Below are 23,114 nucleotides of genomic sequence, written 5' to 3' on the forward strand. Positions count from 1 at the left end.
CAGGCGCGTCGAAGCTGGCGGCGCGTCAAAACCGGCGATGCGACCGGCGCAGCACGGAGACGACGACACCCGGACCCGGCGGGGAACGCCGAGCCCGGGTCGACGGGCTGTTGCCCGAGTCAGTCCTGATCGCCCTCGTAGGTGTGGAAATCGTCGACAAACCGGCGGCGTAGTCGCGGCACCCGGCTGGTCACTCCGAAGTAGCCGCGTGCGCCGAGCAGCGCGAGTCGGCCCACCACCGGCCGGTACATGCGGTCGTCGCCGCTGGTGCCGCTGCGGTTCAACGATTCGGCGACCCGGGCGAAGCCGTACGGCGCCATCGCGGCCTCGTAGTCCGCCACTGCCTGGAGCAGCGTCTTGTCGCCGGTGGTGGCCCGGGTGAGCTGTTCGCAGAGCAGCCGGGCGTCGCGCAGGGCGGTGTTCGCGCCGACGCCGCGCCCAGGGGTCATGGTGTGGATGGCGTCCCCGAGCATGGTGACCGTGCTGCTCTTCCAGGGAGGCACCGGCTCGGACGTCGACACGTTGATCGGGAGCACGCTGGCCGGGTCCGCGCGGGTGAGCAGCTCCCGCAGGTTCGGGTGCCAGTTGGTGGTGAGTTCCAGGGCGACCCGTACGAGGTCCTCGCCACGGCGTTCCATCACGTCGGCCGGGAACCGGCGGGCGGCACTCCAGATGATCAGGTTGATGTTGTCGGTGGTGGTGTCGTCGGACAGGCCTGGCCACTGTCGCAGCAGTGCGGCGTCCGCGTCACTGACGCCGGGCTTGATGGCCCGCTCGGCGTCCCACTTGAAGTCCATGACGTGCAGCACGCCCATGATCCCGCCGATGCCGAAGATCAGTGAGATGCCCTGGCGGACGCGCTCCGGGACGAGGCCGCGGGTGTGCGCGGTCAGCGGGATGCGGGTGGCGATGTTGATGGTGCCGGCGTCGCGGGTGACGGCGTGCGGCAGGTACTGCCGGCGTACCGCCGAGTGGGTGCCGTCCGCCCCGACCAGCAGGTCGCCGGTGGCACTGGTGCCGTCGGCGAAGTACGCGGTGACCGTGCCGTCGTCGCGCTGCTCGTACCGGGTGAAGGTCTTGTCGAAGTGGACCACGTCGTCCAGGCCGGTCAGCAGCACGTGGCGCAGCACCATCCGGGCCACCGAATGTTCGGTGCGCACCGGGTCTGCGCTGGGCCGTAGTGCGAACGACGCGGTCTGGCGCAGTCCCTGGGTGACCACGTTGAAGTAGTGCGGTGGCCGCGCGCAGGTGGCCAGGAAGGTGGCGAACAGCTCCGGCGACAGGCACTCGCGCAGCGCCCGGCTACCGGTCGGGCCGATGCCGACGCGGTAGCCGAGCAGCCCGTCGGTGCGGTCGCGGTGCCGCTCGTAGACGGCGACGGTCATCCCGGCCCGGCGTAGGCCGTGCGCCAGGCACAGCCCGCCGGTGCCGGCGCCGATGACCAGGACGTGTGGTGGGGCGGGGGACATCTCAGCCAGCCGGGTGCGCGGCGGGTGTGTCGGTGCTCGCCGGGCGGGCTGCGGGCGCGCCAGCGCTGGCCGGTCGCGCCGCGGACGCGTCGGTGCTGGCCGGTCGCGACGCGGGCACGTCGGTGGCGTCCCACCGGTAGAAGCAGCTCGCGATGGCGTCCCGGGGGGAACGCCAGGTGGGCAGGTACGGCGACGTGTGCGCGGAGAGCCGCTCGTTGACCTGCTGGAAGAGCGGGTGGTTGCGGGCCGCCGCGAGGGCGTCCGGGTCGACGTCCGAGGTCTCCAGCAGGTGTACGCACAGGTCGTGCAGGCAGTACAGGGATCGGTGCGTGACGCCGGTCAGGCCGGGCAGGTCGGTGGCGTCGGATTCGGCGAAGATCTGCGCGACCCGCCCCTCCGCTCCCGGGATGATCCGGCTGACGATCAGTAGACGACTCATGGGACCCCTTCCGCCGGTGGCCTTCCGACCCTCGGGTCGGCGCCACGTGCTCTGTGCGCCCACCGTGCCGCAGGGCCTGTCACGTCACCGTCACGTACGGCGGCCGGCCGGTGACGGGCGATCGGTGACGGCGTCCCGACTGGCCTGGCGGATCGGGGCGAGCGTGTCGTCGAGCAGGGCGCTCATCGCCGGGCTCGGCTCCAGGCGCAACTCCCTGCGCAGCAGGTCCCGGTAGACGTAGAAGGCGTGGACGGCTTCGAAGGCGTTGCCCTCGGCGAGGTGGATGCGGACGACCAGCCGGTGCGGTGTCTCCCGCAACGGTTCGGCGGCCATCGCCTCCAGCGCGGCTTCGAGGGCCTCGCCGTGCCGCCCCGCGGTCAGGTGCTGCCCGGCGACCTGTTCCAGCATGTGCAGGCGAAGTTGGCGCAGTCGCTCCCGGTCCAGCAACACCCAGTCGTCGTACCAGCCGGGAAGGAGGTCGTGCCGGCCGGCGGCGAGCGCCCCGGCCGCGGTGCGGGGATCGTCGCCGTCGCGGACCCGGGCCGCGGTGCCGACCAGGTCGTCCACGTCGAGCCGGACCGCCGCGCCGAGTCGTACGGTGTCGCTGGCCACGGTCATCGGGCAGCACGGGTCCTGGCGGAGCCTCCACAGTGCCGTACGCAGGGAGGACAGCGCGCGTTCCTCGGAGGCGTCGGGCCAGAGCAGTCCCGCGAGTTGGCTGCGGGTGGCGCCGGGGCGCAGCCCGATCAGCGCGATCACCCGTTGCAGCCCACGCGGCACCACGACCGGTACCGCGTCGCGCAGCAGGCGGAAGCCGCCGAGCAGGTGAAGTGAGACGCCCTCCTCGGGCGGCTCTCCGGCGGTCGGCACGGACGGATCAGCGGCCACGGCGGCACCCCCTGCGGGACGTTCGTCCCGACTGTCTGCTGTGTCCCGGATCGGTTGCCCGTGACGCCACTGTCGACCTCACCGCTCACGGCGGGGCCGGGCGCGGCCCCGCCCGCTGAGGCCGCCGGGCTGACCACCGTGAAGATTATCAATAGCAGTCACGGTGAGTCAACGCCGACGTGGACCTTCTATTAGTGACAGGCAATCCGAGATCGGTTCTGAACTGGGCAAACATCCGATCGATCCGTCGCCTCGGGCACATCCGGCACATAGCTGATACACAGGTTGCGTCAACGCAGCGTCACCGTCATGCGTAGCTGGTCAGCCCTTCGCGGTGACGCCGCCGTGACGAGGACTGCCGCATCGTGTGGGCAGTCGTCCAGCGCGTCCGGGGGCGACCCGTCGCCGGCCGGACGCCGTGGGGGGAGGCCCAGTATGGAGCGATCGCTGATCGTCGCGAAGGTCGATCCGACCGCCGAGGAGCGGGTCGCCGAGATCTTCGCCGAGTCGGACGCGACGGAGCTGCCGCGCCTGGTCGGGGTCCGGCACCGTTCGCTGTACCGCCTGCACGACCTCTATGTGCACCTGCTCGAGACCGAGCAGCCGGCGGAGGGCGCGGTGGAGTCGGCCCGTGGTCACCCCGAGTTCATCCGGGTCAGCGACCGCCTGCGCCCGTACGTCTCGCCGTACCTGCCGACCTGGCGTTCGCCGCGCGACGCCATGGCGCAGTGCTTCTACCGCTTCGACGCCCCGGACACCGGACGGCGGTCGTGACGGCCATCGCGCCCCGCGAGGAGCAGCTCTGGTCCCGCTGCGCCGGCTGCGCGAGCCTGCTCTACCGCAAACGGTTGCGCCGCAACCTGGACGTCTGCCCGGAGTGCGGCGAGCACGCGCGACTCGGCGCACCGGAACGGCTGCGCCAACTCGTCGACCCGGGATCGTTGCGCCCGTTGACCGACCGGCTGCCGGAGGCGGACCCGATCGACTTCGTCGACGTGCTGCCGTACCCGCACCGGCTCACCGCCGCGCGGGCCAGCACCGGCCTGGCCGAGGCGGTCGTCTGTGCCACGGCCACCATCGGCGGGCACCCGGTCGCGCTGGCGGTGATGGACTTCCGTTTCCTCGGTGGCAGCCTGGGCTGCGCGGTGGGCGAGCTGATCACCCGGACCGCCGAGCGTGCGCTGGACGACCGCACCCCGCTCGTCCTGGTCACCGCCTCCGGCGGGGCGCGGATGCAGGAGGGCGCGCTGTCGTTGATGCAGATGGCCACCGTCAGCCAGGCCATCGCCGCGCTGCGGGAGGCGGGTCTGCTCACCGTGAGCGTCCTCACCGATCCGACCTACGGCGGGGTGGCCGCGTCGTTCGCCACCAACACCGACCTGGTGCTCGCCGAGAGCGGCGCTCGGATGGGCTTCGCCGGCCCCCGGGTGATCCGTCAGGTCACCGGTCGGGCGCTGCCGGAGGGCTTCCAGACCGCCGACTTCCTGCTCCGGCACGGGCAGGTCGACATGGTGGTGCAGCGCCGGTCGTTGCGCGGGCGGCTGATGGCGCTGTTGGCCGCGGCCCGCGCCGGCCGTCCGGCCCGCGCCGGCCACCCGGTCGTACCCCGGCAGGAGCCGGCGTCGCGCCGCGAGCGCCGCACCGCCGACGACGCCGCTCTGGTGCGGCCGGCGGACCCGCCGGTGGCCGTGGCACCGGCGGACACAACCCCGGCGGTACGCGACGCGTGGGACACCGTCCGGATGGCGCGACACCCTGGTCGGCCCACCACGCTGGACTACCTCGACTCGGTCTTCGACGGGTTCGTGGAGTTGCACGGCGACCGACTCGGCGGGGACTGCCCGGCCATCGTGGGCGGTGTGGCCCGGCTGGCCGGCCGGCACGTGATGGTCATCGGCCACCAGAAGGGGCACACCACGGCCGAGCTGGTCGCCCGCAACTTCGGCATGGCCAGCCCGGCCGGGCACCGCAAGGCGTTGCGGTTGATGCGCCTGGCCGCCCGGCTCGGCCTGCCCGTGGTCACCCTCGTGGACACCCCGGGCGCCGACCCCGGGGTGAGCGCCGAGGAGCAGGGCCAGGCGGCGGCCATCGCGGAGAACATCCTGACCCTCACCGTGCTGCCCACCCCCGTGCTGGCGGTCATCACCGGAGAGGGCGGCAGTGGCGGCGCCCTGGCGTTGGCGGTCGCCGACCGGGTGCTGATGCTGGAGAACGCCGTCTACTCGGTGATCAGCCCCGAGGGCTGCGCCGCCATCCTCTGGCCGGACCGGTCCGCGGCGCCGCAGGCCGCCCGCGCGCTGCGACTCACCGCGCCCGACCTGTGCCGGCTCGGCGTCGTCGACGAGATCGTGGCGGAGCCGCCGGCCGCCGCGCACGACGACCCGGCGGAGACCGCCCAGCGGTTGCGCGCCGCCCTGCTGACCAACCTGCTGCCGCTGCTGGACGTGCCGCCCGCCATGCTGGTCCGCCTCCGTCGCCAGCGCTTCCGGCGGTTCGGGATGACCCGTGGCGTCAACCGGGCAGGTGTCCGGTGACCGCCGGCGACGGGGCGGTGTCGACCGTCGAGGCGCCGGACGACGCCGAGGTGGGCGGCGAGGAGTCCCTGGCCGGGCTGCGTCGGCAGGCACAGCACCTGATCGCCGAGCTGGCCGGCCCGGTGCGCCGGGTCCGGCTGCGCAGCGGGTCCGCGGTGCTCGAGATCGAGTGGCATCCCGAAGAGGTGACCCGACCGGACGTACCCGCTGCTCCGGCGCAGGCGGCGGCGCTGCCGGCCGCGCCACCACCCGGCCCACCGGCGGCGCTGATCCGGCCGTCGGTGCCTGGGCGCGCCGTGGTGCGGGCACCGATCGTCGGCACCTTCTACCGGGCGCCGGAGCCCGGTGCGAGGCCGTTCGTCGCGGTGGGTGACCTGGTCCGCCCGGGCCAGCCGGTCGCCATCGTCGAGGCGATGAAGCTGATGAACGAGGTGACCGCCGACCGCGCAGGCCGGGTGGTCGCGATCCTCGTCGAGGACGGCCAGCCGGTGGAGTACGACCAGCCGCTGGTCGAACTGGACCCGGCATGACGGCGCGGGGTGGTTGACCATGTTCGAGACCGTGCTGATCGCCAACCGGGGCGAGATCGCGCTGCGGGTGCTGCGCGCCTGCAAGGAGCTGGGCGTGCGGACGGCGGTGGTCTACTCCGCCGCGGACGCCGACTCGGCGGCGGTGCGTCTCGCCGACCAGGCCATCCGGATCGGGCCGGCGTCGAGCCGACGCAGCTACCTGAACGCGGCGGCGATCGTGGAGGCGGCCCGGCAGGTGGGCGCGCAGGCCGTGCACCCCGGCTACGGCTTCCTCTCGGAGGACGCCGACTTCGCCGAGATCTGCGCGGACAACGGGCTGATCTTCATCGGCCCGCCACCGGCGGTGATGGCCGCGTTGGCCGACAAGTCCTCGGCGCGGGCGCTGATGAGCCGCGCCGGCCTGCCCCTGTCGCCGGGCAGCATCGCGCCGGTGCCGACCGCCGCCGCGGCGGCCGAGGTGGCCGAGACCGTCGGCTACCCGGTGATCGTGAAGGCCGCCGCCGGGGGCGGAGGCCGGGGGATGACCGTGGTGCACACCCCGGGGGAGCTGCGCCGGGCCTACGCCCGTACCCGGGCCGCCGCCCAGTCCGCCTTCGGCGACGACCGGGTGTACGTCGAGCGCTACCTCACCGAGGCGCGGCACGTCGAGGTGCAGGTGCTCTGCGACTCCCACGGGAACGGGGTGCACCTGGGCACCCGGGACTGCTCGGTGCAGCGCCGGCACCAGAAGCTGGTGGAGGAGGCGCCCGCCCCGGCGCTGCCCGCCGCCGTTCTCGACACCATCGCCGAGACGGCGCTGCGGGGCGCGCTCGAGGTCGGCTTCGTCGGCGCCGGCACGTTGGAGTTCCTGGTCGACGCCGAGGAACGGTTCCACTTCCTGGAGATCAACTGCCGGATCCAGGTGGAGCATCCGGTCACCGAGATGGTCACCGGGATCGACCTGGTGCACGAGCAACTGCACATCGCCGCCGGCGTGCCGCTGCGCTGGCGGCAGGAGGAGATCCGCCTGCACGGAGTCGCCGTGGAGTGCCGGGTCAACACCGAGGACCCCGAGCGCGGTTTCGCTCCCACTCCCGGCCGGTTGGAGCGGTTCACCCCACCCGGCGGCCCGTTCACCCGGGTGGACACCCACGCCAGCGCCGGCTACCTGGTCGGCCCCTGGTACGACTCGCTGCTGGCGAAGGTGATCGTCTGGGCCCCCGACCGGGAACTGGCCCTCAACCGGCTGGAACGCGCCCTCGACGAGTTCGACATCGCGGGGCCGGGCGTGCACACCACCATCCCGTTCGTCCGGCGGGTGCTCGACGACGCCGCGTTCCGCAAGGGCCGCTACACCACCGGCCTGGTCGACCGTCTGCTCGGCGTGCCCGGCGCGGCGCCCGCACAACGGCCGACGGCCACCCCCGCACAACGGCCGACGGCCAGCCCCGCACCGCGTCCCTCGCCCGCCGCACAGCCCGACGTAACCCACAGGAGGACCCGATGACCGTCACCCATGGTCGCCCGATGACCACCGAGATCACCGACATCCTGGTGGCGCACTGCGGGCTGGACGCCGACGCCGCGGCCCGGGCGCCCGCCGCGTCGCTGGAGGAGCTGGGCATGGACTCCCTCGCCCTGCTGGAGCTCTCCGCGGTCGTCGCCGACCGGTGGCAGGTGACCATTCCCGAGCAGGCCGGGCAACTGAGCATCCCGGCGGTGGCCGACCTGGTCACCCGCCGCGCCGACCCGCCCGGGCACACCGAGAACAGCATTGTCCTCGACGCGCCGCTGGCGCTGGTCTGGGAGGTCACCAACGACGTGGCGAACTGGACGGAGCTGTTCACCGAGTACGCCGTGGTGGAGATCCTGCACCGCGACGGGCACACGGTGCGGTTCCGGCTCACCATGTACCCCGACGAGAACGGGGTGGCCTGGAGCTGGGTCAGTGAGCGTACCGCCGACCCGGTGAGCCGCCAGGTGCGCGCACACCGGGTGGAGACCGGGCCGTTCGAGTACATGCGCATCCACTGGCGCTACACCGAGGAGGCCGGCGGCACCCGGATGGCGTGGACGCAGGACTTCGCGATGAAGCCGACCGCACCGGTCGACAACGCCGCGATGACCGAGCGGATCAACACCAACAGCGTCATCCAACTCTCAGTGATCAAGGACCGGGTGGAGCGGATCGCCCGGCAGCGCGCCGACCAGGACCGCCCGGCGGCCACCGACGAGCCGACGGAGGCCGACGATGAGTGACCTGAGCACCCGACCGATCGCCGCCCGGGACGTACCCGCCGACCGGCGCCGCGGCGGTGAGCTGCGGGTGCTGCTCGGCCCCCGCACCGTCGGCAGCACCTCGGGCTTCCTCGGGGTGGCCGCGCTCGCGCCGGGCGAGCGGATCGCCGAGCACTACCACCCGTACAGCGAGGAGTTCCTGTACCTGGTGCGTGGCGCGATCACCGTCGACCTGGACGACCAGCCCACGCTCCTGGCCGCCGGAGAGGGATTGTTCGTCCCGGTGAACGTGCGGCACCGACTGCGCAACACCGGCGTCGAACCGGCCGAGGTGGTCTTCCACCTGGGCCCGCTCGCCCCCCGCCCCGAGTTGGGGCACGTCGACACCGAGTTGGTCGAGCAGCGGGGCGGGTCATGACCGGTCGGCGCACGGTGGTGACCGGCGTCGGGGTGGTCGCTCCGGGCGGCGCGAGCCGGGACCGCTTCTGGAAGACCATCACCGAGGGGCGGACCGCCACCCGGCGCATCAGCTTCTTCGACCCGTCGCCGTTCCGGTCCCAGATCGCGGCGGAGTGCGACTTCGACCCGGTCGCGGCGGGGCTCACCGACGCGGAGCGCAGCCGGGCCGACCGGTACGTGCAGTTCGCGCTGGCCTGCGCCGCGGAGGCCGTCGCCGACGCCCAGCTGGTGCTCACCGACGCCGAGCGCAACCGCGCCGGGGTGGTGCTGGGCACCGCCGTGGGCGGGACGATGGCGCTGGAACAGGAGTACGTCACCGTCAGCGAGCACGGCAGCCGGTGGTTGGTCGACGCGGCGCGCGGCGGCCCGTACCTCTATCAGGCGTTGGTGCCCAGCAGCCTCGCCGCCGACGTGGCCTGCCGCTACGGGCTGCACGGCCCGGCGCAGGTCGTGTCGACCGGTTGCACGTCCGGCATCGACGCGATCGGCTACGCCCATCAGATGATCGTGGACGGTGAGGCGGACGTGATGCTGGCCGGGGCGGCCGACTCGCCGATCTCGCCGGTCACCGTCGCCTCGTTCGACGCGATCAAGGCGACCAGCCCGGACAACGACGACCCGGCGCACGCCTCCCGCCCGTTCGACGCCGACCGGCACGGGTTCGTGCTGGCCGAGGGTGGGGCGGTGCTGGTGCTGGAGGAGGCCGGGCACGCGCTGCGGCGGGGGGCGCACATCTACTGCGAGGTGGCCGGCTACGCCAGCCGCAGCAACGGCTACCACATGACCGGGTTGCGGCCGGACGGGCTGGAGATGAGCCTGGCCGTGACCGACGCGCTCAAGCAGGGACGGATCCTGCCCGAGCAGGTCTCCTACATCAGCGCCCACGGGTCGGGAACCCGGCAGAACGACCGACACGAGACCGCCGCGTTCAAACGGGCGCTGGGGCAGGCCGCGTACCGGGTGCCGATCAGCTCGATCAAGTCGATGGTCGGGCACTCGCTCGGCGCGATCGGGTCGATCGAGATGGCCGCGTGCGCGATGGCCATCGAGTTCGGCGTGGTGCCCCCGACCGCGAACTGGAGCACCCGGGACCCGGAGTGCGACCTGGACTACGTACCGAACGAGGCGCGGGAGGTCCCGGTGGACGTGGCCCTCTCGGTGGGCAGCGGGTTCGGCGGCTTCCAGTCGGCGATGGTGTTCCGCCGGCTGCCCGGAACGGTGGCGGCGTGAGCACCGCGCAGCAGCACGGCGCACCACACACCGACGGCGTGAGCACCGCCCGGGCGGTGGTGACCGGCATCGGTGTGGTGGCGCCCAGCGGCATCGGCGCGGACGCGCACTGGCGTACGGTGCTGGCCGGCACCCGCCGGACCGGGCCGATCACGCTGTTCGACCCGTCCGGCTACCCGACCCGCTTCGGCGGGGAGGTGCCCGGCTTCACCGCCGACTCCTACGCGGACAGCCGACAGTTGGTGCAGACCGACCGGTGGACGCACCTCGGCTTCGCCGCCACCCGGCTGGCGTTGGCCGACGCCGGGCTGCCCGAGCGGGCCCCCGACCCGTACGGCTACGCGGTGACCCTGGCCAGCTCGTCGGGGGGCAACCTGTTCGGCCAGCGGGAGCTGCAACGGCTGTGGGGCGGGGCGTCGCGCACCGTCGGGGCGTACCAGTCGATCGCCTGGTTCTACGCGGCGAGTGTCGGGCAACTGTCCATCCACCACCAGTTCAAGGGCCCGAGCGGCGTGCTGGTCGCGGAGGCGGCCGGAGGGCTGGACAGCCTCGCGCACGCGGCCCGCGCGGTGCGCCGGGGCACCCCGGTGGTGATCGCCGGGGCCACCGAGTGCCCGCTGAGTCCGTACGCGCTGGCCTGCCAGTTGCGCTCCGGGCTGCTCAGCGACGTCGCCGACCCGGAGCGGGCGTACCGGCCGTTCGACGCCACGGCCAGCGGCTACCTGCCGGCGGAGGGGGGAGCGGTGTTCGTGGTGGAGGAGTTGGGCCATGCGCTGGCCCGGGGAGCCCGGGTCTACGGCGAGGTGAGCGGCTGGGGCGCCACCCACGACGCCGCGCACACCACGGCGGACAGCGCCGGCGATCCGGCCCAGTACGCGCGGGCGATGCGGCTGGCCCTGGACCGGGCTGGCGTCGCGGCGGCCGGGATCGACGTGGTGCTGCCCGACGCGCTCGGTGTGCCCCGCTACGACCGCAGCGAGGCCGAGGCGCTGCGCGCCGTGTTCGCCGACCGACCGCCTCCGGTGACCACCCAGAAACCGCTGACCGGGCGGGCGTACCAGGGCGGCTCGGCGTTGGACGTGGCGACCGCGCTGCTCGCCTTCGCGCACGACACCCTGCCGGCGTCGGCGGGCCCGGACGAGGTGGCCGACGGGTGCGAGCTGGACTTCCTGCGGGAACACCGCCGGCCGCGCAGCCGGCTCGCGCTGGTGTGCGCCCGAGGCTTCGACGGATTCAACAGCGCGCTGGTCCTGCGCGGGGCCGCGCCGACGAGGGGAGGGGCGTCATGAGTGAGCATCGGGCCCGGGTGGTCTTTCTGGTGCGGGTGCCGGTGCCGCGCACCGAGCAGTTCCTCGCCGCGTACGAGCAGGTGCGGCACCTGGTGGCCGGCGGGGTGCCGGGGCACCTGGTCGACCAGGTGTGCCGGTCGTCGACCGACCCGGAGCAGTGGCTGATCACCAGCGAGTGGGCGAGTCTGGCCGACTTCGAGAGCTGGGAGCGCAGCCCGGAACACCGGGACCTGGTGCGCCCGATGCGGGAGTGCTTCACCGACGCCCGCTCGCTGCGTTTCCACATCCACGCACAGACGCCGGCGCTCGCCTGACGGTCCGCAGCCGCCGATGATCGCGCTCGCCTGATTGGCCGGGCACGACACCCCTCGCGCGGTCGCCCCCGCGAGGTGGATCATGCACTCTCCGGTGCCGCTGATGGCCGACAGTGCCGGCGACGCCGGTAGCGGCGTGACGGAGATCCGGCAGGGCAGATCTTGGACAGTTTCTGTTACGACGTAACGGAAACTGTCCAAGATTGTCGGCCGTCGGGGTGAAGCGGCGGCGCGGCGCCGGCCGCCGGCAGGATGGCGGCAGGCTGGCGTCATGTCCCACCCATCCTGGGGCTCGTGGCCGGCGAACGGGTACCGACGACCCACACCACACCGCGTACGGCCCTGTGCCCTGCGGCTGCCCCTCTCTGCCGGCGCCCCGCACCTCGGCGACGCGGCCTCGGCGCCGAGATCGCCCCACAGTGGCCGTGTAGCCGCCAGCGTGGCGCGACTCGCCACCCTCGTCGGGCTCACCCGGTGGCACCATCGGCCGTCCGGATCGGGCCGCACGACGGTTGTACGACGCGTCATTCCACGGTGACACTCTGGCGAGGCGCGCGCCTGATCCTGCCCGCCGAACGGGCTGTCGGCAATCCGGCTGGCCGCTGCTTTTGATCCAGCCATTTGCATCTAGCAATGGCCTCGCAGGGCGTCGTATGGTTCCCCGCAGCACCCCGACAAGCGTACGTCCTGGGCATATTTGCCCTATTTCATGCTGGGCGGTGAACGGCAGTGACGACAGAAGATCCTACGGCGACCGACCCAGGATGGGTGGACGAAGTCCTGTTCGCTGGCCGTCCGACCGACATTTGTCTCCGTCTGCCCGAGCCGATCGACCGGGCCACCCTGCACCGGCTGGTCACCGCCGCGCAGGACCGCCTCGTGGCGGCCGGACTGCGCCCCGGTGGCGCTGCCGCGCTGCGGCTGCCGCCCTCGCTGGCGTACGTGGTGAACCTGCTGGCGACCTGGCGCGCCGGGGCGCAGGCGATCCTGCTCGACCACCGGCTGACCGACCACGAGGTGGACCGCGCACTGGCCCGGCTCACCCCGCAGGTGGTCGTCGCGCCGGTCCGCAGCGGCGGCGGCGCGCTGCGGATCTTCGTCGACGTCACCGAGGGCGTCTCCGGGTACGCCGACGGCCCGGCGGTCAGCGGGCACGCCGTCATCCAGCTCAGCTCCGGCTCCACCGGACCGTCCAAGGTGATCGGTCGCACCGCCGCCGACCTGGTCGCCGAGGTGCGCCGCTACACCCGCATCGACGGGGTGGCGCTGCCCGGCGAGCGGATCATCCTGCTGCCCTCGATGGTGCACGTGCTCGGCCTGGTCGGCGGCCTGCTCTACGGCCTGCACGCCGGTGTCGAGCTGGTGCCGCCGGAGCGGCTCAGCGGGGACGCCGTGCTGGCCGCGATCAGCGCCGGCGCGACGCCCGCCACCGTGCTGGGCGTGCCGTTCCACATCGGACTGCTGGCCTCCACCCGCCCGACCGGTCCGCTGCCGCAGTTCAGACGGATGACCACCGGTGGTGAGCTGGTGCCGGCCGCGGTCGCCCAGGCGTTCACCGACCGGTACGGCGTGCCGCTGGGCAACATGTACGGGATGACCGAGGTCGGGGTGATCGGCACCGACCTGCACGGGTCGCACCGACCGTCGATCCTCCCGGCGCCCGGCATCGAGGTCCGCGAGACCGACGGGGAGCTGTGGGTGTCCTGCCCGGCGTCGCCGTACGTGGGGCTGAGCGACCCGACCCGCTGGGCCGACGGCTGGCTGCACACCCGTGACGCCGGCACCGTCGACCCCGCCACCGGCCTGGTCACCGTGCGCGGCCGACTCGACTCGCAGGTCTCCGTGGGCGGAATGAAGGTCGACCTGACCGAGGTGGAGGCGACCGTCGCCGAGCTGCCCGGGGTGAGTGCCGCGGTGGTCGTGTGGGACGACGGCATCACCGCGTACGTCCAACCGGACGGCCCGTTGTCGGAGGAGACGCTGGACAAGCTCCTCGCCGAACGGTTGGCCGGCTACAAGCGCCCCCGCGTGCTGCACCTGCTCGACAGTCTGCCCCGCACCACCACCGGCAAGCTGGTCCGCTCCACCGACGCGCTGCGCTCGGCGGCGACACCGTGACCGGGCCGCTGCACCACCTCGGCGACGCCGTGACCGGGCCGCTGCACCACCTCGATGTCGACCTGCGTGCTGGCGTGCACCGCGACCGCCAGGACGAGACCACCGCCCAATTCCGGGTGCCCGACCCACAGGGCCTCGGCACCGGGCACCGGTCGCCACGGCAGCCCCGGCGGCGGCATCTCCCGGCGCAGCCCGCCGCCGCGCAGACCCTGCCCGAGCGCCTTGCCGACCGCCTCCTTCGCGGTCCACAGCCGCAGGAAGTCCACCGCCCGGCCAGCCTCGGGCCGATCGGCCAACCAGGTCAGCTCGGCGGGCGCGAACCAGCGGCGGGCCAGCGCCATCGCGGGCAGCGGGCGGACCCGCTCCACGTCCACACCGAGAGCGCCGGCCCGGCGGGCGGCGACCACCACCAGCCCGGCGGTGCGGCTGACGCTGACCGGCAACCCGACCGACCCGGCTGGGTCGCCGCTGGCTCGGACCACCGGCCGCCCAGCCGGGTCGTGCGTCAGCACCAGCTCGGCCCCCGGGCGGTCGAGCAGCAGACGTCCCGCCCGGCACAGCAGCTCAGCGGCCGGATCCGGCTGACCGCCGGTATCCCGACCGACCCACACGTAGGCGGTGTCCCGACCGGACGCCGTCAGCTGACCCACGCAGAGAGGGTATCCATGAGAGCCGAGGTCCGCGCCTTCGTCGTCGAGCAGCTCGCCGACATGAACTACGACGTCGAGGAGCTCGACGACGACACCACGCTCGGCCCCGCCGGCGTCGACCTGGAGTCGCTCGCCCTCGCCGACCTGTCCGTCCGGGTCGAGGACCGGTACGGCGTGACGTTCGCCGACGACGAGTCGGAGCAGTTGGCCCTGATGACGGTCGGCGAGTTCACCACCATGGTCGCCAACCGGGTCACCGAGGCGACGAGCGACAAAGCCTGATGGGCGGTCAGCCCGACCTGGGGCGAGCTGACCTGCTGACCATGCTCGCCGAACTCACCACGAAACCGGCCGCCGAGGTGCCCGACCGGATCGGCTCGATGGAGCTGGCCTGGCTGGTGCACCTCGTCGAGCAACGCTACGACCGGCAGCTCGACCTCACCGACGACGAGCTGGCCGGCATCCGTACCGTCGACGACGCCCTGGCGGTGTTCCGGGCGTCGCTGACCGCCCCCGCTGATGGCTGAGCCGCGCGTCACCCAGCTCACCGGCGTACACGCGGTCAGTGCCCTTGGTCGGGGCGCGGAGGCGCAGATCGCCGGGGTGCTGGCCGGGGTGCCGGCGTTCGGCGCGGTACGCCGCTTCGACACCGCCGCCCGCCGGGTCACCGTGGCGGCCACCCTGCCCGAGGTCGGTACGCTCGCCGACGAACTGGCCGCCGCGATCGAGGCGGCCTGCCGCGCGGCCGGTCTGGCCGGTGCGCAGCGCGACCAGTGCGGCCTGCTGCTCGCCGTGCACGGCGGGCCGGCACCGGGAGCGGGCCCCACCCCGGGTGCGCTCGCCGGTCAGCTCGCCGCGGCGTGTGGGCTCTCGGGGCACACCCGGGTCTACACCAGCGCCTGCGTGTCGGCGAGCACAGCGGTGGCCGACGCCGCGGCCCTGATCGCCCGGGGTGACGTCGACCGGGTCGTGGTCGCCGCCGGGTACCTGGTGGAGCCGGACCAGTTCGCGCTGTTCGACGCCGGTCGGGCCCTCGCGGTGGACGGGGCGGTCCGCCCGTTCAGCGCCCACCGACGCGGGCTGCTGCTCGGCGACGGCGTGGCCGCGGTGGTCCTGGAATCCGGCGACGGTCGGCGGGGCGTCGAGCCACTGGCCACAGTGGTCGGCTGGGGGCGGGCCGGGGACGCGTTCCACCCGTGCCAGCCGGACCCGACCGGCACGGGCCTGGCCCGTGCGGTCGACGCCGCGCTGCGCCGGGCCGCGCTGCCGCCGCAGGCCGTCGGTTACGTCAACGCCAACGCCACCGGCACCCCCCAGAGCGACGCCGCGGAGGCGGCGGCCCTGCGCCGGGCTCTCGGCGCGCACGCAGCGCGGGTCCCGGTCAGCTCCACCAAGTCGGTGCACGGGCACGCGCTGGAGGCGTCCGGGTTGCTCGAACTGGTGGTCACCGCGCTCGCGCTGCGGCACGGCGAGCTGCCGGTCAACGCCGGCTGGCTGGCCCCGGACGAGGCATGCCCCCTGGACGTCATCACGGACCACCCTCGCCCGGCGACCACGACGCACGCGCTGACCCTCAACTCCGCGTTCGGCGGTGCGAACACCGCTCTCCTGGTCGGCGCACCATGACCGCCTCCGGGATCGGAGGGTCGTCCACCGTCTGCCCCGACGAACCCGACACCGCACCCGTTGCCGCAGGCTCACCGGGGCAGGGCACGAGGGTGGTGGCGGAGGCGCGGTGGCCCGAGGCGGGGGACGACGGGCCCGCGCCGGGCGTCCCGGGGTTCGTGTCCTCGCAGTTCGCGCCGGTCGTGGTGGCGGCGGCGGAACGGTGTCTGGGGCGCGGGTACGGGATCGCCGGCGTGCCCGCCGGCCTTCGGACCGCGATCGTGCTGGTCAGCGCCAGCGGCGATCGCACCAGCGCGGAGCACGTACGGGCGACCGTGGAGGCCGGCGGGCGGATCGGCCCGCTGTTCTTCTTCCAGTCGGTGCCCAACAGCGTCGCCGGGCACCTCGCGGCCCGCTGGGGCCTGCGCGGCCCCGTGGTCTGCCTGAGCCCGACCGGCGACCCGTACGCCGAGGGCACCGCCGAGGCGGACCTGCTGCGGTACGACGGCGACGCCGACGAGGTGTTGCTGATCCTGATCGAACAGGCACCCGACGCGTCGACCGAGGCGGTCGCGGTGCTGCTGGGGGGAGAAGGACGACCATGAGGACACGAGGACTACGGGGCGCCCTGGCCGCCGACACCGAGGTGGGCGCGGGCAACGTCCTGGCCCGGGTGCTGGCGCACGGCGCCGACCCGGACGGCCCCGGGTTGACCTTCGACACGGCCGTCGACGGGCACCCGGCCGAGGAGGCGCTCACGCTGGGTCGGCTCGACGAGCGGGTCGCCGCCCGTGCCGCCTGGTTGCACGAGCGTGGGGTACGCCCCCGCGACCCGGTCGCCGTCTGGGCCACCGCCGCCGCCGACATGGTGCTCAGCTTCCTGGCGCTGGCCCGCCTCGGGGCGATTCCGGCGCTGATGAACGGGAAGCTCCGCCCGGAGATCGCCGCCGAGTACATCCGTCGACTCCGCGGGGTCGGTGTGCTCGCCGACGACGCGCACACCGCGCTGCTGGCCGGGCACGACCTGGGCGTACCGCTGCTCGGCACCCCCGCGCAGGCCGGCACGGGCGACCCGGCCGCCGCCCCGGCGCACTACCGCCACCACCCGGACGACCCGATCGTGATCACCCACACCTCCGGGACGACCGGGGTGCCCAAGGCGGTGCTGCACTCGCACGCCAGCCTCTTCGCCGCCACCCGGCACCTGCTCACCATGCCCCAGGCGCAGGGCACCACCCGGATCCTCAACGCGCTGCCCGCCCCGCACACCGCCACCGTGCTGATGGTCAACCAGGCGCTGGGCAACTCCGCGCAGATGCTGCTCCTGTCCGAACAGGACGGCGAGCGGGTGCTGGACGCGATCCAACGCTGGCACCCCGACGGCGTGTTCGGCTTCTCGGTCACCTGGGCCGAGCTGGCCCGCTTCGACCTGTCCGGGTACGACCTGGACTCGGTGCGGCTGTGGTTCAACACCGGAGACTGCTCACACGAGCCGCACATCCGGCGGCTGGTCGCCGTCGGCTCCCGGGACACGGTCACCCGCGACGGCGTGGTGCGGGTGCCCGGCTCCGTCTTCATCGACGGGCTGGGCTCCAGCGAGATGGGGCACTCGATGTTCCACATCACCCACCGCGCCGACACCGACCGGTACGGCCGCTGCATCGGCCGCCCGTACCAGTTCACCAGGGTCGCGGTGCTCGACGCCGACGGCGAACCGGTGCCGACCGGCGAGGTGGGTTTCCTGGGCGTCGACTCGCCGTCACTGTTCCGTGGCTACTGGAACGACTCGGTCACCACCTACCGGTTCCGCCAGCGCGGCTGGTACCTCACCGGCGACCTGGTCCGCACCGACGCCGACGGGCGCTTCTACCACCTGGACCGGGCGGTGGACTCGGTCGACGCCGGTGACGGTCGGCGTCTGTTCACCGCGTTGTCCGAGGAGCGCATCCTGGCCGCCTGTCCGGACGTCACCGACTGCACGGTGGTGATCGTCGCCGAGGCCGGCGGTGTGGTCACCGACGTGCTGCTGGAGTTGACCGCCGGCGCCGACGAGACCGAGGACCGCACCGAACGGGTTCGCGCCGCGCTCGGCGCGGACGTCGCCGCCACGCTGCGCCGGGTCGTGCCGGTGCGCTCCGCCGACATCCCGGTCACGGTGACCGGCAAGGTCCGCAAGGTGGTCCTGCGCGAGCGCTACCTCACCGAGGCAGCCTCATGACGGCTCTGATCACCGGGATGGGTCTGTTCACCCCGGTCGGGCGGGGCGTCGAGGAGACCTTCGAGGCGGTGACCACCGGCCGTTCCGGGCTGACCCGCCCACCCGACGGGCACCCGGCGCGGGAGTCGCTGGACGTCGCCGGCCTGCTGCCCGACATCGACCCGCGTACCGTCGCGTCCGGGCCGGAGACCCGGGTCCTGGACCGGATCGTGGTGCTCGCGCTCCTCGCCGCCGCCGACGCGCTCGCCGACGCCGGCATCGAGGTGGGCCGCGACGTCGACCCCGACCGGATCGGGGTGATCGTCGGCGGTGTCGGCGGGATGGCCACCCTGGAGTCGCAGGTGCTGGCCCGGGCCGCGCGGGGCCGGGCGGCCGTCAGCCCGTACCTGCTCACCGGGATCCTGCCGAACATGCCGGCGGCGCGGATCGCCATCGCGCACGGCATCCGGGGCTACAGCTCGTCGGTCGGCACCGCCTGCGCCTCCGGCGCCCAGGCGATCGCCGACGGGGTCCGGCTGATCGCCACCGGGGAGGCCGACGTGGTGCTCTGCGGGGCCAGCGAGGCACCCCTGTTCCCGACCTTCGCCGACACCTTCGGCAACGCGCGGGCCCTGGCCCGAGCCGGTGACGACCCGGGCCGGGCGAGCCGGCCGTTCGACACCTCCCGCAGCGGGTTCGTGCTGGCCGAGGGCGCCGCGCTGCTGGTGCTGGAACGCGCCGAGCACGCCGCGGCGCGCGGCGTCACCGCGTACGCCGAAGTGGCCGGACACGGCGCGACCACGGACGCGTACCACCCGACCGCACCGCGACCCGACGGTGCCGGGGCGGCCGCCTGCATCCGCCACGCGCTGCGCAGCTCCGGTGTGCCCGCGGCGGCGGTCGGCTACGTCAACGCGCACGGCACCGCGACGAAGCTCGGTGACATCGCGGAAACCACCGCGCTCGCCGACGTCTTCGGCGTCGGCGGTGTGCCGGTCAGCTCCACCAAGGCGCTCACCGGGCACCTGCTCGGCGCCTCCGGGGTCCTGGAGGCGGCGGTCACCGCGCTGGCGCTCGGTCGAGGGCTGCTGCCGCCGACGTACCACCTCGACGACCCGGACCCGGCCTGCCCGGCGGACCACATCCGTGGCACGCCCCGCAAGGCCGACCCGGCGTACGCGGTCACCAACTCGTTCGGGTTCGGCGGTCAGAACGTGAGCCTGCTGCTCGCGCGCGTCGCCGAGCCGAGGAGGTGATCGACGCGGCATCCCGGGCGGGCGCGCCCGGACGGCAACACGGGGGAAGCGTGTGGGAGGGGTTTCAGGGGACATGGACATCCGTGGTATCGACCACATCGAACTCTACGTAGGGGACGCCCGGCAGGCGGCCTTCTACTTCAGCACCGCCGTCGGCTTCGAGATCTGTGGCCAGGGTGGCCCGGAGACCGGGCTGGAAGGGCAGCGCTCGCTGCTGCTCTGCCACGGCGACATCCGACTGCTGCTCACCTCGGGGCTCAGCGCCGAGCATCCGGCGGCGAGATACGTCCAGCGCCACGGTGACGGCATCGCCGTCGTCGCGGTCGAGGTCGACGACGTCGCGTCCGCGTACGCCGAGCTGGTGGGCCGTGGCGCGACTCCGGTGACGCCACCGACCACCGTCACCGGCGCGGACGCCGAGGTGGTGACCGCCGAGGTGGACGGCTTCGCCGACGTGCGGCACCGGCTGGTGCAGCGCCGCGGCGACCGGGCCGAGTTCCTGCCCGGCGCCATCACGCCGACACCGTCGCCGGTGGAGGGCCATCCGCCGGTGCTCGCCGAGATCGACCACCTGGCGGTCTGCGTGCCACCCGGTCAACTCGACGAGACGGTCCGGCACTTCGAGACGCTGTTCGACTTCGCGGAGATCTTCGAGGAACACATCGAGGTCGACGGGCAGGGGATGAACTCCAAGGTGGTGCAGAGCCCGTCCGGGCGGGTCACCGTGGTGCTGCTGGAACCGGACCGGGCCCGTCGGCCGGGGCAGATCGACGCGTTCCTCGACCAGCACGCCGGCGGGGGAGTGCAGCACCTGGGTCTGCGCACCGACGACATCCTCGCCGCCGTGGAGGCGTTGGGCCGGCGCGGGGTGCGCTTCGCCGGCACCCCCGGCAGCTACTACGACTCGCTGGAGGCCCGGGTCGGCCGGGTGGACGCCCCGCTGCACCGGCTGCGCGAGCTGGGCGTGCTCGTCGACTCCGACCACGACGGCCAGCTGTTGCAGATCTTCGCCGAGTCGATGCACGTCCGCCGCACGCTCTTCCTGGAGCTGATCGAGCGGCGCGGCGCGCGGGGCTTCGGCAGCGGCAACATCAAGGCGCTCTACGAGGCCAAGGAACGCGAGCTGGCCGCGGTGGCGGCCACACCACAGGGGGTGGGCGCGTGAGCGCGAGGACTGAGCCGGGTTTGCGAGCCCCGCAGTCGCGAACCAGGGAGGCACAGTGACCGCTACCGGCTACGAACCGACGCTGACCGCCGAGGAGCAGGCGCTGCTGCCCTCCGACGACGACGTGCGGCACTACGCAGAGCACGGCTGGTACCTGTCGCGGAAGCTGTTCACCGACGACGAGGTGGACGCCCTCGCCGCCGCCACGCAGCGCTACTACGACGGTGAGCGGGACCGGCGGCTGCCGGTGCGCCCCCCGAAGCTGGCCTACTGGGAACCGTCCAAGGGCCCGGTGCAGCGGCACAACGACTACGTCCACCACGAGCACGACGGGCTCGGCGCGATCCTGCGCAAGCCGCTGCTCGGCGCGGTCGCGGCCCGGCTCGCCCAGGCCGACGAGATCCGGGTCTTCCAGTCCACGCTGATCCACAAGCCGCCGATCGACGGCGAGCCGAGCAACATCGTGCCCTGGCACTTCGACAAGCACTACTGGGCGTCCTCGTCGTCGGAGAAGATGCTCACCGCGTTCATCCCCTTCCACGACTGCGGGGAGGAGATGGGCACCATCACGATGGTCGACGGCTCGCACCGGTGGAGGGAGATCGGCGCCGACGACACCGTGGTGCGGCACTTCGCCGACCGGGACCGCGGCCAGCTGGAGGAGATGCTGGCCGAGAACGCCGCGTACAACGGCGCGGAGATCCGCAAGATCCCCATGGTGATCCCCAAGGGACACGTGAGCTTCCACCACTGCCGCACCTACCACGGCAGCGGCCCCAACGTCAGCGGTCGCCCCCGACAGGCGATCTCGCTGCACCTACAGGACGGCGACAACGCCTGGCGGGAGTACCCGCTCTCCGACGGCACGCTCGCCGCGTACAACCACGACGTGCTGGTCCGCCGCACCCACGAGGGACGGCCCGACTACGCGGACCCCGACTACTGCCCGGTCATCTGGCGCCACCGCGCCCAGCAGGGAGGCTGACATGTCACGCTACGACTGGGGTAAGACGCACCCGGGCATCGAACGGCTCGAACGGGCGGTGACCGACCGGCGTGACGTGGTGGTCAAGCACCCGCTCTACGCCAACCTGGACACCCACGAGGCGCTGGTCACCTTCATGCAGCACCACGTCTTCGCGGTCTGGGACTTCATGTCCCTGCTGAAGTCGTTGCAGCGGCAGCTGACCTGCGTCACCGTGCCGTGGATCCCGACCGGCCCGACCGGCAGCCGCCGCCTCATCAACGACATCGTCATGGTCGAGGAGAGCGACGAGCTGGGCGGCGGCTACATCAGCCACTTCGAGCTGTACGTGCAGGGCATGGTCGAGGCGGGCGCGGACACCACGGCCGTGAACGCCCTCGTCGACCTGCTGCGCGCCGGCCGGCCGGTGACCGACGCCCTCACCGAGGCCGGGGTGCCGGCCGCGTCGGCGAGGTTCGCCGCCACCACCTGGCGGATCATCGAGTCGACGCCGGTGCACTGCCAGGCGGCGGCCTTCGCGTTCGGTCGCGAGGACCTGATCCCGGACATGTTCACCCAGGTCGTTGCCGTCAACGAGCGCAGCAACCGGCTGCACACGTTCGTCGACTACCTGGAGCGGCACATCGAGGTCGACGGCGAACAGCACACGCCGATGGCCATGCAGATGCTCGCCGACCTGTGCGGCGACGACGACACGAAGTGGCAGGAGTGCGCCGACACGGTCAACACCGCCCTCGCCGCCCGGGCCCGACTCTGGGACGACATCCTCGCCGCCATCAAGGGCCCCGCGTGACCGACGCCGACCCGGTCCGGCTCTACCGCACGGTCCGGCTGATCCGCCGGTTCGAGGAACGGGCGGTGGAGCTGGTCCACGGCGGGCAGATCGTCGGCGGCATCCACCCCTACCTCGGTCAGGAGGGGATCGCCGCCGGCGTCTGCGCCGCCCTGGGTGCCGACGACGTGCTCGCCGGCACCCACCGCGGGCACGGGCACGTGCTGGCCCGGGGCGCGGACCCGGCCCGGATGCTCGCCGAGCTGTGCGGCCGGGTCACCGGCCTCAACGCCGGGCGGGGCGGCTCGATGCATGCCGCCGACTTCAGCCTCGGCGTGCTCGGCGCCAACGCGATCGTCGGCGCCTCCGGGGCGATCATCACGGGCGCGGTCTGGGCCCACCGCCGTCGGGGGCGCGACACCGTCGGGGTGAGCTTCTTCGGTGACGGCGCGGTCAACGAGGGGATGCTGCTGGAGGCGTTCAACCTGGCCGCGCTCTGGCGGGTGCCGGTGCTGTTCGTCTGCGAGAACAATGGCTACGCCACCACCATGCCGGTCGCCGGGGCGGTGGCCGGCAGCATCGCGGGGCGGGCCGCCGCGTTCGACATCCCGGCGGTCCAGGTCGACGGCCAGGACCCCGAGACGGTACGCGTCGCCGCGGCCGCCGCCGTCGACCGGATGCGCGCCGGCGGCGGTCCCGAACTGATCGAGGCCCGTACCTACCGCTTCGACGTCCACCACACCTTCGAACACGCGGTACGCCTCGACTACCGCCCGCCCGACGAGGTGACCCGGGGTCGGGCGCGCGACCCGGTACGCATCCAGGGTGAGCGCCTCTCCGCCGTCGACCGCGCCGCCGTGGACGCCGAGGTCGAGGCAACCCTCGACGAGGCGGTGCGTTTCGCCCTGGCCAGCCCGCAACCCGACCCGGCCGACGCGTTGGCCTACCTGTACGCCAGCGGCATGACCGCCCGCACCGGAGGTGGCTGAATGACCGC

General features: G+C 73.4%; 23 protein-coding genes and 1 pseudogene. 20 read left to right on the forward strand and 4 right to left on the reverse strand.

Going from position 1 to position 23,114, the window contains the following annotated elements:
* Positions 1 to 119: 119 nt before the first annotated feature.
* From LADH09A_RS14810 to LADH09A_RS14820, 3 genes and pseudogenes are all read right to left on the reverse strand, one after another.
* Positions 120 to 1,469, reverse strand: a complete 1,350-nt coding sequence (locus LADH09A_RS14810) for an FAD-dependent oxidoreductase (protein WP_238645697.1) — start codon at positions 1,467 to 1,469, stop codon at positions 120 to 122.
* 97 nt (positions 1,470 to 1,566) lie between these two features.
* Positions 1,567 to 1,908: pseudogene (locus LADH09A_RS14815) on the reverse strand (TcmI family type II polyketide cyclase); the annotation flags it as partial.
* A gap of 90 nt (positions 1,909 to 1,998) precedes the next feature.
* Positions 1,999 to 2,796 carry an AfsR/SARP family transcriptional regulator gene (locus tag LADH09A_RS14820; protein ID WP_238645699.1) on the reverse strand — a complete coding sequence of 266 codons (798 nt, stop codon included), beginning with the start codon at positions 2,794 to 2,796 and terminating at the stop codon, positions 1,999 to 2,001.
* A 435-nt stretch (positions 2,797 to 3,231) separates the two neighbouring features.
* On the opposite strand from LADH09A_RS14820, the gene LADH09A_RS14825 reads away from it, so the two are divergent.
* The 10 genes from LADH09A_RS14825 (at position 3,232) to LADH09A_RS14870 (ending at position 13,487) form a co-directional block, all read left to right on the forward strand.
* Complete coding sequence (locus tag LADH09A_RS14825; protein WP_238645701.1) at positions 3,232 to 3,570, forward strand: TcmI family type II polyketide cyclase; 339 nt, start codon at positions 3,232 to 3,234, stop codon at positions 3,568 to 3,570.
* Positions 3,567 to 5,330 carry an acetyl-CoA carboxylase carboxyltransferase subunit alpha gene (locus tag LADH09A_RS14830; protein WP_238645703.1) on the forward strand — a complete coding sequence of 588 codons (1,764 nt, stop codon included), beginning with the start codon at positions 3,567 to 3,569 and terminating at the stop codon, positions 5,328 to 5,330. The genes LADH09A_RS14825 and LADH09A_RS14830 overlap by 4 nt, the downstream gene beginning before the upstream one ends.
* Complete coding sequence (gene accB, locus LADH09A_RS14835; RefSeq protein ID WP_372492272.1) at positions 5,327 to 5,860, forward strand: acetyl-CoA carboxylase biotin carboxyl carrier protein; 534 nt, start codon at positions 5,327 to 5,329, stop codon at positions 5,858 to 5,860. The genes LADH09A_RS14830 and accB overlap by 4 nt, the downstream gene beginning before the upstream one ends.
* A gap of 19 nt (positions 5,861 to 5,879) precedes the next feature.
* Positions 5,880 to 7,346 (forward strand): acetyl-CoA carboxylase biotin carboxylase subunit, encoded by a 1,467-nt coding sequence (locus LADH09A_RS14840; RefSeq protein ID WP_238645705.1) that lies wholly within the window; start codon positions 5,880 to 5,882, stop codon positions 7,344 to 7,346.
* Positions 7,343 to 8,098, forward strand: coding sequence for an SRPBCC family protein (locus LADH09A_RS14845; RefSeq protein ID WP_238645707.1), 756 nt, complete (start codon positions 7,343 to 7,345; stop codon positions 8,096 to 8,098). Before LADH09A_RS14840 ends, LADH09A_RS14845 begins: the two co-directional genes overlap by 4 nt.
* Positions 8,091 to 8,495, forward strand: coding sequence for a cupin domain-containing protein (locus LADH09A_RS14850; protein ID WP_179779256.1), 405 nt, complete (start codon positions 8,091 to 8,093; stop codon positions 8,493 to 8,495). The genes LADH09A_RS14845 and LADH09A_RS14850 overlap by 8 nt, the downstream gene beginning before the upstream one ends.
* On the forward strand, positions 8,492 to 9,766 hold the full coding sequence (locus LADH09A_RS14855) for a beta-ketoacyl-[acyl-carrier-protein] synthase family protein (RefSeq protein WP_238645708.1): 1,275 nt from the start codon (positions 8,492 to 8,494) through the stop codon (positions 9,764 to 9,766). Before LADH09A_RS14850 ends, LADH09A_RS14855 begins: the two co-directional genes overlap by 4 nt.
* A gap of 38 nt (positions 9,767 to 9,804) precedes the next feature.
* Positions 9,805 to 11,055, forward strand: a complete 1,251-nt coding sequence (locus LADH09A_RS14860; protein WP_238645809.1) for a beta-ketoacyl synthase N-terminal-like domain-containing protein — start codon at positions 9,805 to 9,807, stop codon at positions 11,053 to 11,055.
* Complete coding sequence (locus LADH09A_RS14865; protein ID WP_238645709.1) at positions 11,052 to 11,369, forward strand: antibiotic biosynthesis monooxygenase family protein; 318 nt, start codon at positions 11,052 to 11,054, stop codon at positions 11,367 to 11,369. Before LADH09A_RS14860 ends, LADH09A_RS14865 begins: the two co-directional genes overlap by 4 nt.
* A gap of 768 nt (positions 11,370 to 12,137) precedes the next feature.
* The gene (locus tag LADH09A_RS14870; RefSeq protein WP_238645710.1) at positions 12,138 to 13,487 is read left to right on the forward strand and encodes a class I adenylate-forming enzyme family protein; all 1,350 of its coding nucleotides are present in this window, start codon (positions 12,138 to 12,140) and stop codon (positions 13,485 to 13,487) included.
* Here the strand turns inward: LADH09A_RS14870 and LADH09A_RS14875 are convergent.
* Positions 13,382 to 14,137, reverse strand: coding sequence for a 4'-phosphopantetheinyl transferase family protein (locus LADH09A_RS14875; RefSeq protein ID WP_238645711.1), 756 nt, complete (start codon positions 14,135 to 14,137; stop codon positions 13,382 to 13,384). The genes LADH09A_RS14870 and LADH09A_RS14875 overlap by 106 nt on opposite strands.
* Before the next feature lie 15 nt (positions 14,138 to 14,152).
* Between LADH09A_RS14875 and LADH09A_RS14880 the strand changes: the two genes are divergently transcribed.
* From LADH09A_RS14880 to LADH09A_RS14925, 10 genes are all read left to right on the forward strand, one after another.
* Positions 14,153 to 14,419: an acyl carrier protein gene (locus LADH09A_RS14880; protein WP_238645712.1), complete on the forward strand. Its 267-nt coding sequence runs from the start codon at positions 14,153 to 14,155 to the stop codon at positions 14,417 to 14,419.
* Positions 14,419 to 14,664: an acyl carrier protein gene (locus tag LADH09A_RS14885; protein WP_238645713.1), complete on the forward strand. Its 246-nt coding sequence runs from the start codon at positions 14,419 to 14,421 to the stop codon at positions 14,662 to 14,664. The genes LADH09A_RS14880 and LADH09A_RS14885 overlap by 1 nt, the downstream gene beginning before the upstream one ends.
* Entirely contained in the window at positions 14,657 to 15,763 is a 1,107-nt protein-coding gene (locus tag LADH09A_RS14890) for a beta-ketoacyl synthase N-terminal-like domain-containing protein (protein ID WP_238645715.1), read from the forward strand. The genes LADH09A_RS14885 and LADH09A_RS14890 overlap by 8 nt, the downstream gene beginning before the upstream one ends.
* A 92-nt stretch (positions 15,764 to 15,855) precedes the next feature.
* Entirely contained in the window at positions 15,856 to 16,347 is a 492-nt protein-coding gene (locus tag LADH09A_RS14895; protein WP_238645811.1) for a beta-ketoacyl synthase chain length factor, read from the forward strand.
* The gene (locus LADH09A_RS14900) at positions 16,344 to 17,960 is read left to right on the forward strand and encodes a class I adenylate-forming enzyme family protein (RefSeq protein WP_238645716.1); all 1,617 of its coding nucleotides are present in this window, start codon (positions 16,344 to 16,346) and stop codon (positions 17,958 to 17,960) included. Before LADH09A_RS14895 ends, LADH09A_RS14900 begins: the two co-directional genes overlap by 4 nt.
* Positions 17,957 to 19,195, forward strand: a complete 1,239-nt coding sequence (locus LADH09A_RS14905) for a beta-ketoacyl-[acyl-carrier-protein] synthase family protein (protein ID WP_238645717.1) — start codon at positions 17,957 to 17,959, stop codon at positions 19,193 to 19,195. Before LADH09A_RS14900 ends, LADH09A_RS14905 begins: the two co-directional genes overlap by 4 nt.
* A 73-nt stretch (positions 19,196 to 19,268) precedes the next feature.
* Positions 19,269 to 20,360, forward strand: a complete 1,092-nt coding sequence (gene hppD, locus LADH09A_RS14910) for a 4-hydroxyphenylpyruvate dioxygenase (RefSeq protein WP_238645718.1) — start codon at positions 19,269 to 19,271, stop codon at positions 20,358 to 20,360.
* A gap of 55 nt (positions 20,361 to 20,415) precedes the next feature.
* Entirely contained in the window at positions 20,416 to 21,345 is a 930-nt protein-coding gene (locus LADH09A_RS14915) for a phytanoyl-CoA dioxygenase family protein (protein ID WP_238645719.1), read from the forward strand.
* Position 21,346: 1 nt separating this feature from the next.
* The gene (locus tag LADH09A_RS14920) at positions 21,347 to 22,138 is read left to right on the forward strand and encodes a DUF3050 domain-containing protein (RefSeq protein WP_238645720.1); all 792 of its coding nucleotides are present in this window, start codon (positions 21,347 to 21,349) and stop codon (positions 22,136 to 22,138) included.
* Positions 22,135 to 23,106, forward strand: a complete 972-nt coding sequence (locus LADH09A_RS14925) for a thiamine pyrophosphate-dependent dehydrogenase E1 component subunit alpha (protein WP_238645722.1) — start codon at positions 22,135 to 22,137, stop codon at positions 23,104 to 23,106. Before LADH09A_RS14920 ends, LADH09A_RS14925 begins: the two co-directional genes overlap by 4 nt.
* Positions 23,107 to 23,114 lie beyond the last annotated feature (8 nt).

Origin of the sequence: Micromonospora cabrerizensis (assembly GCF_022230955.1) — a bacterium.
In the GTDB taxonomy this organism is placed as follows: Bacteria; Actinomycetota; Actinomycetes; order Mycobacteriales; family Micromonosporaceae; genus Micromonospora; species Micromonospora cabrerizensis.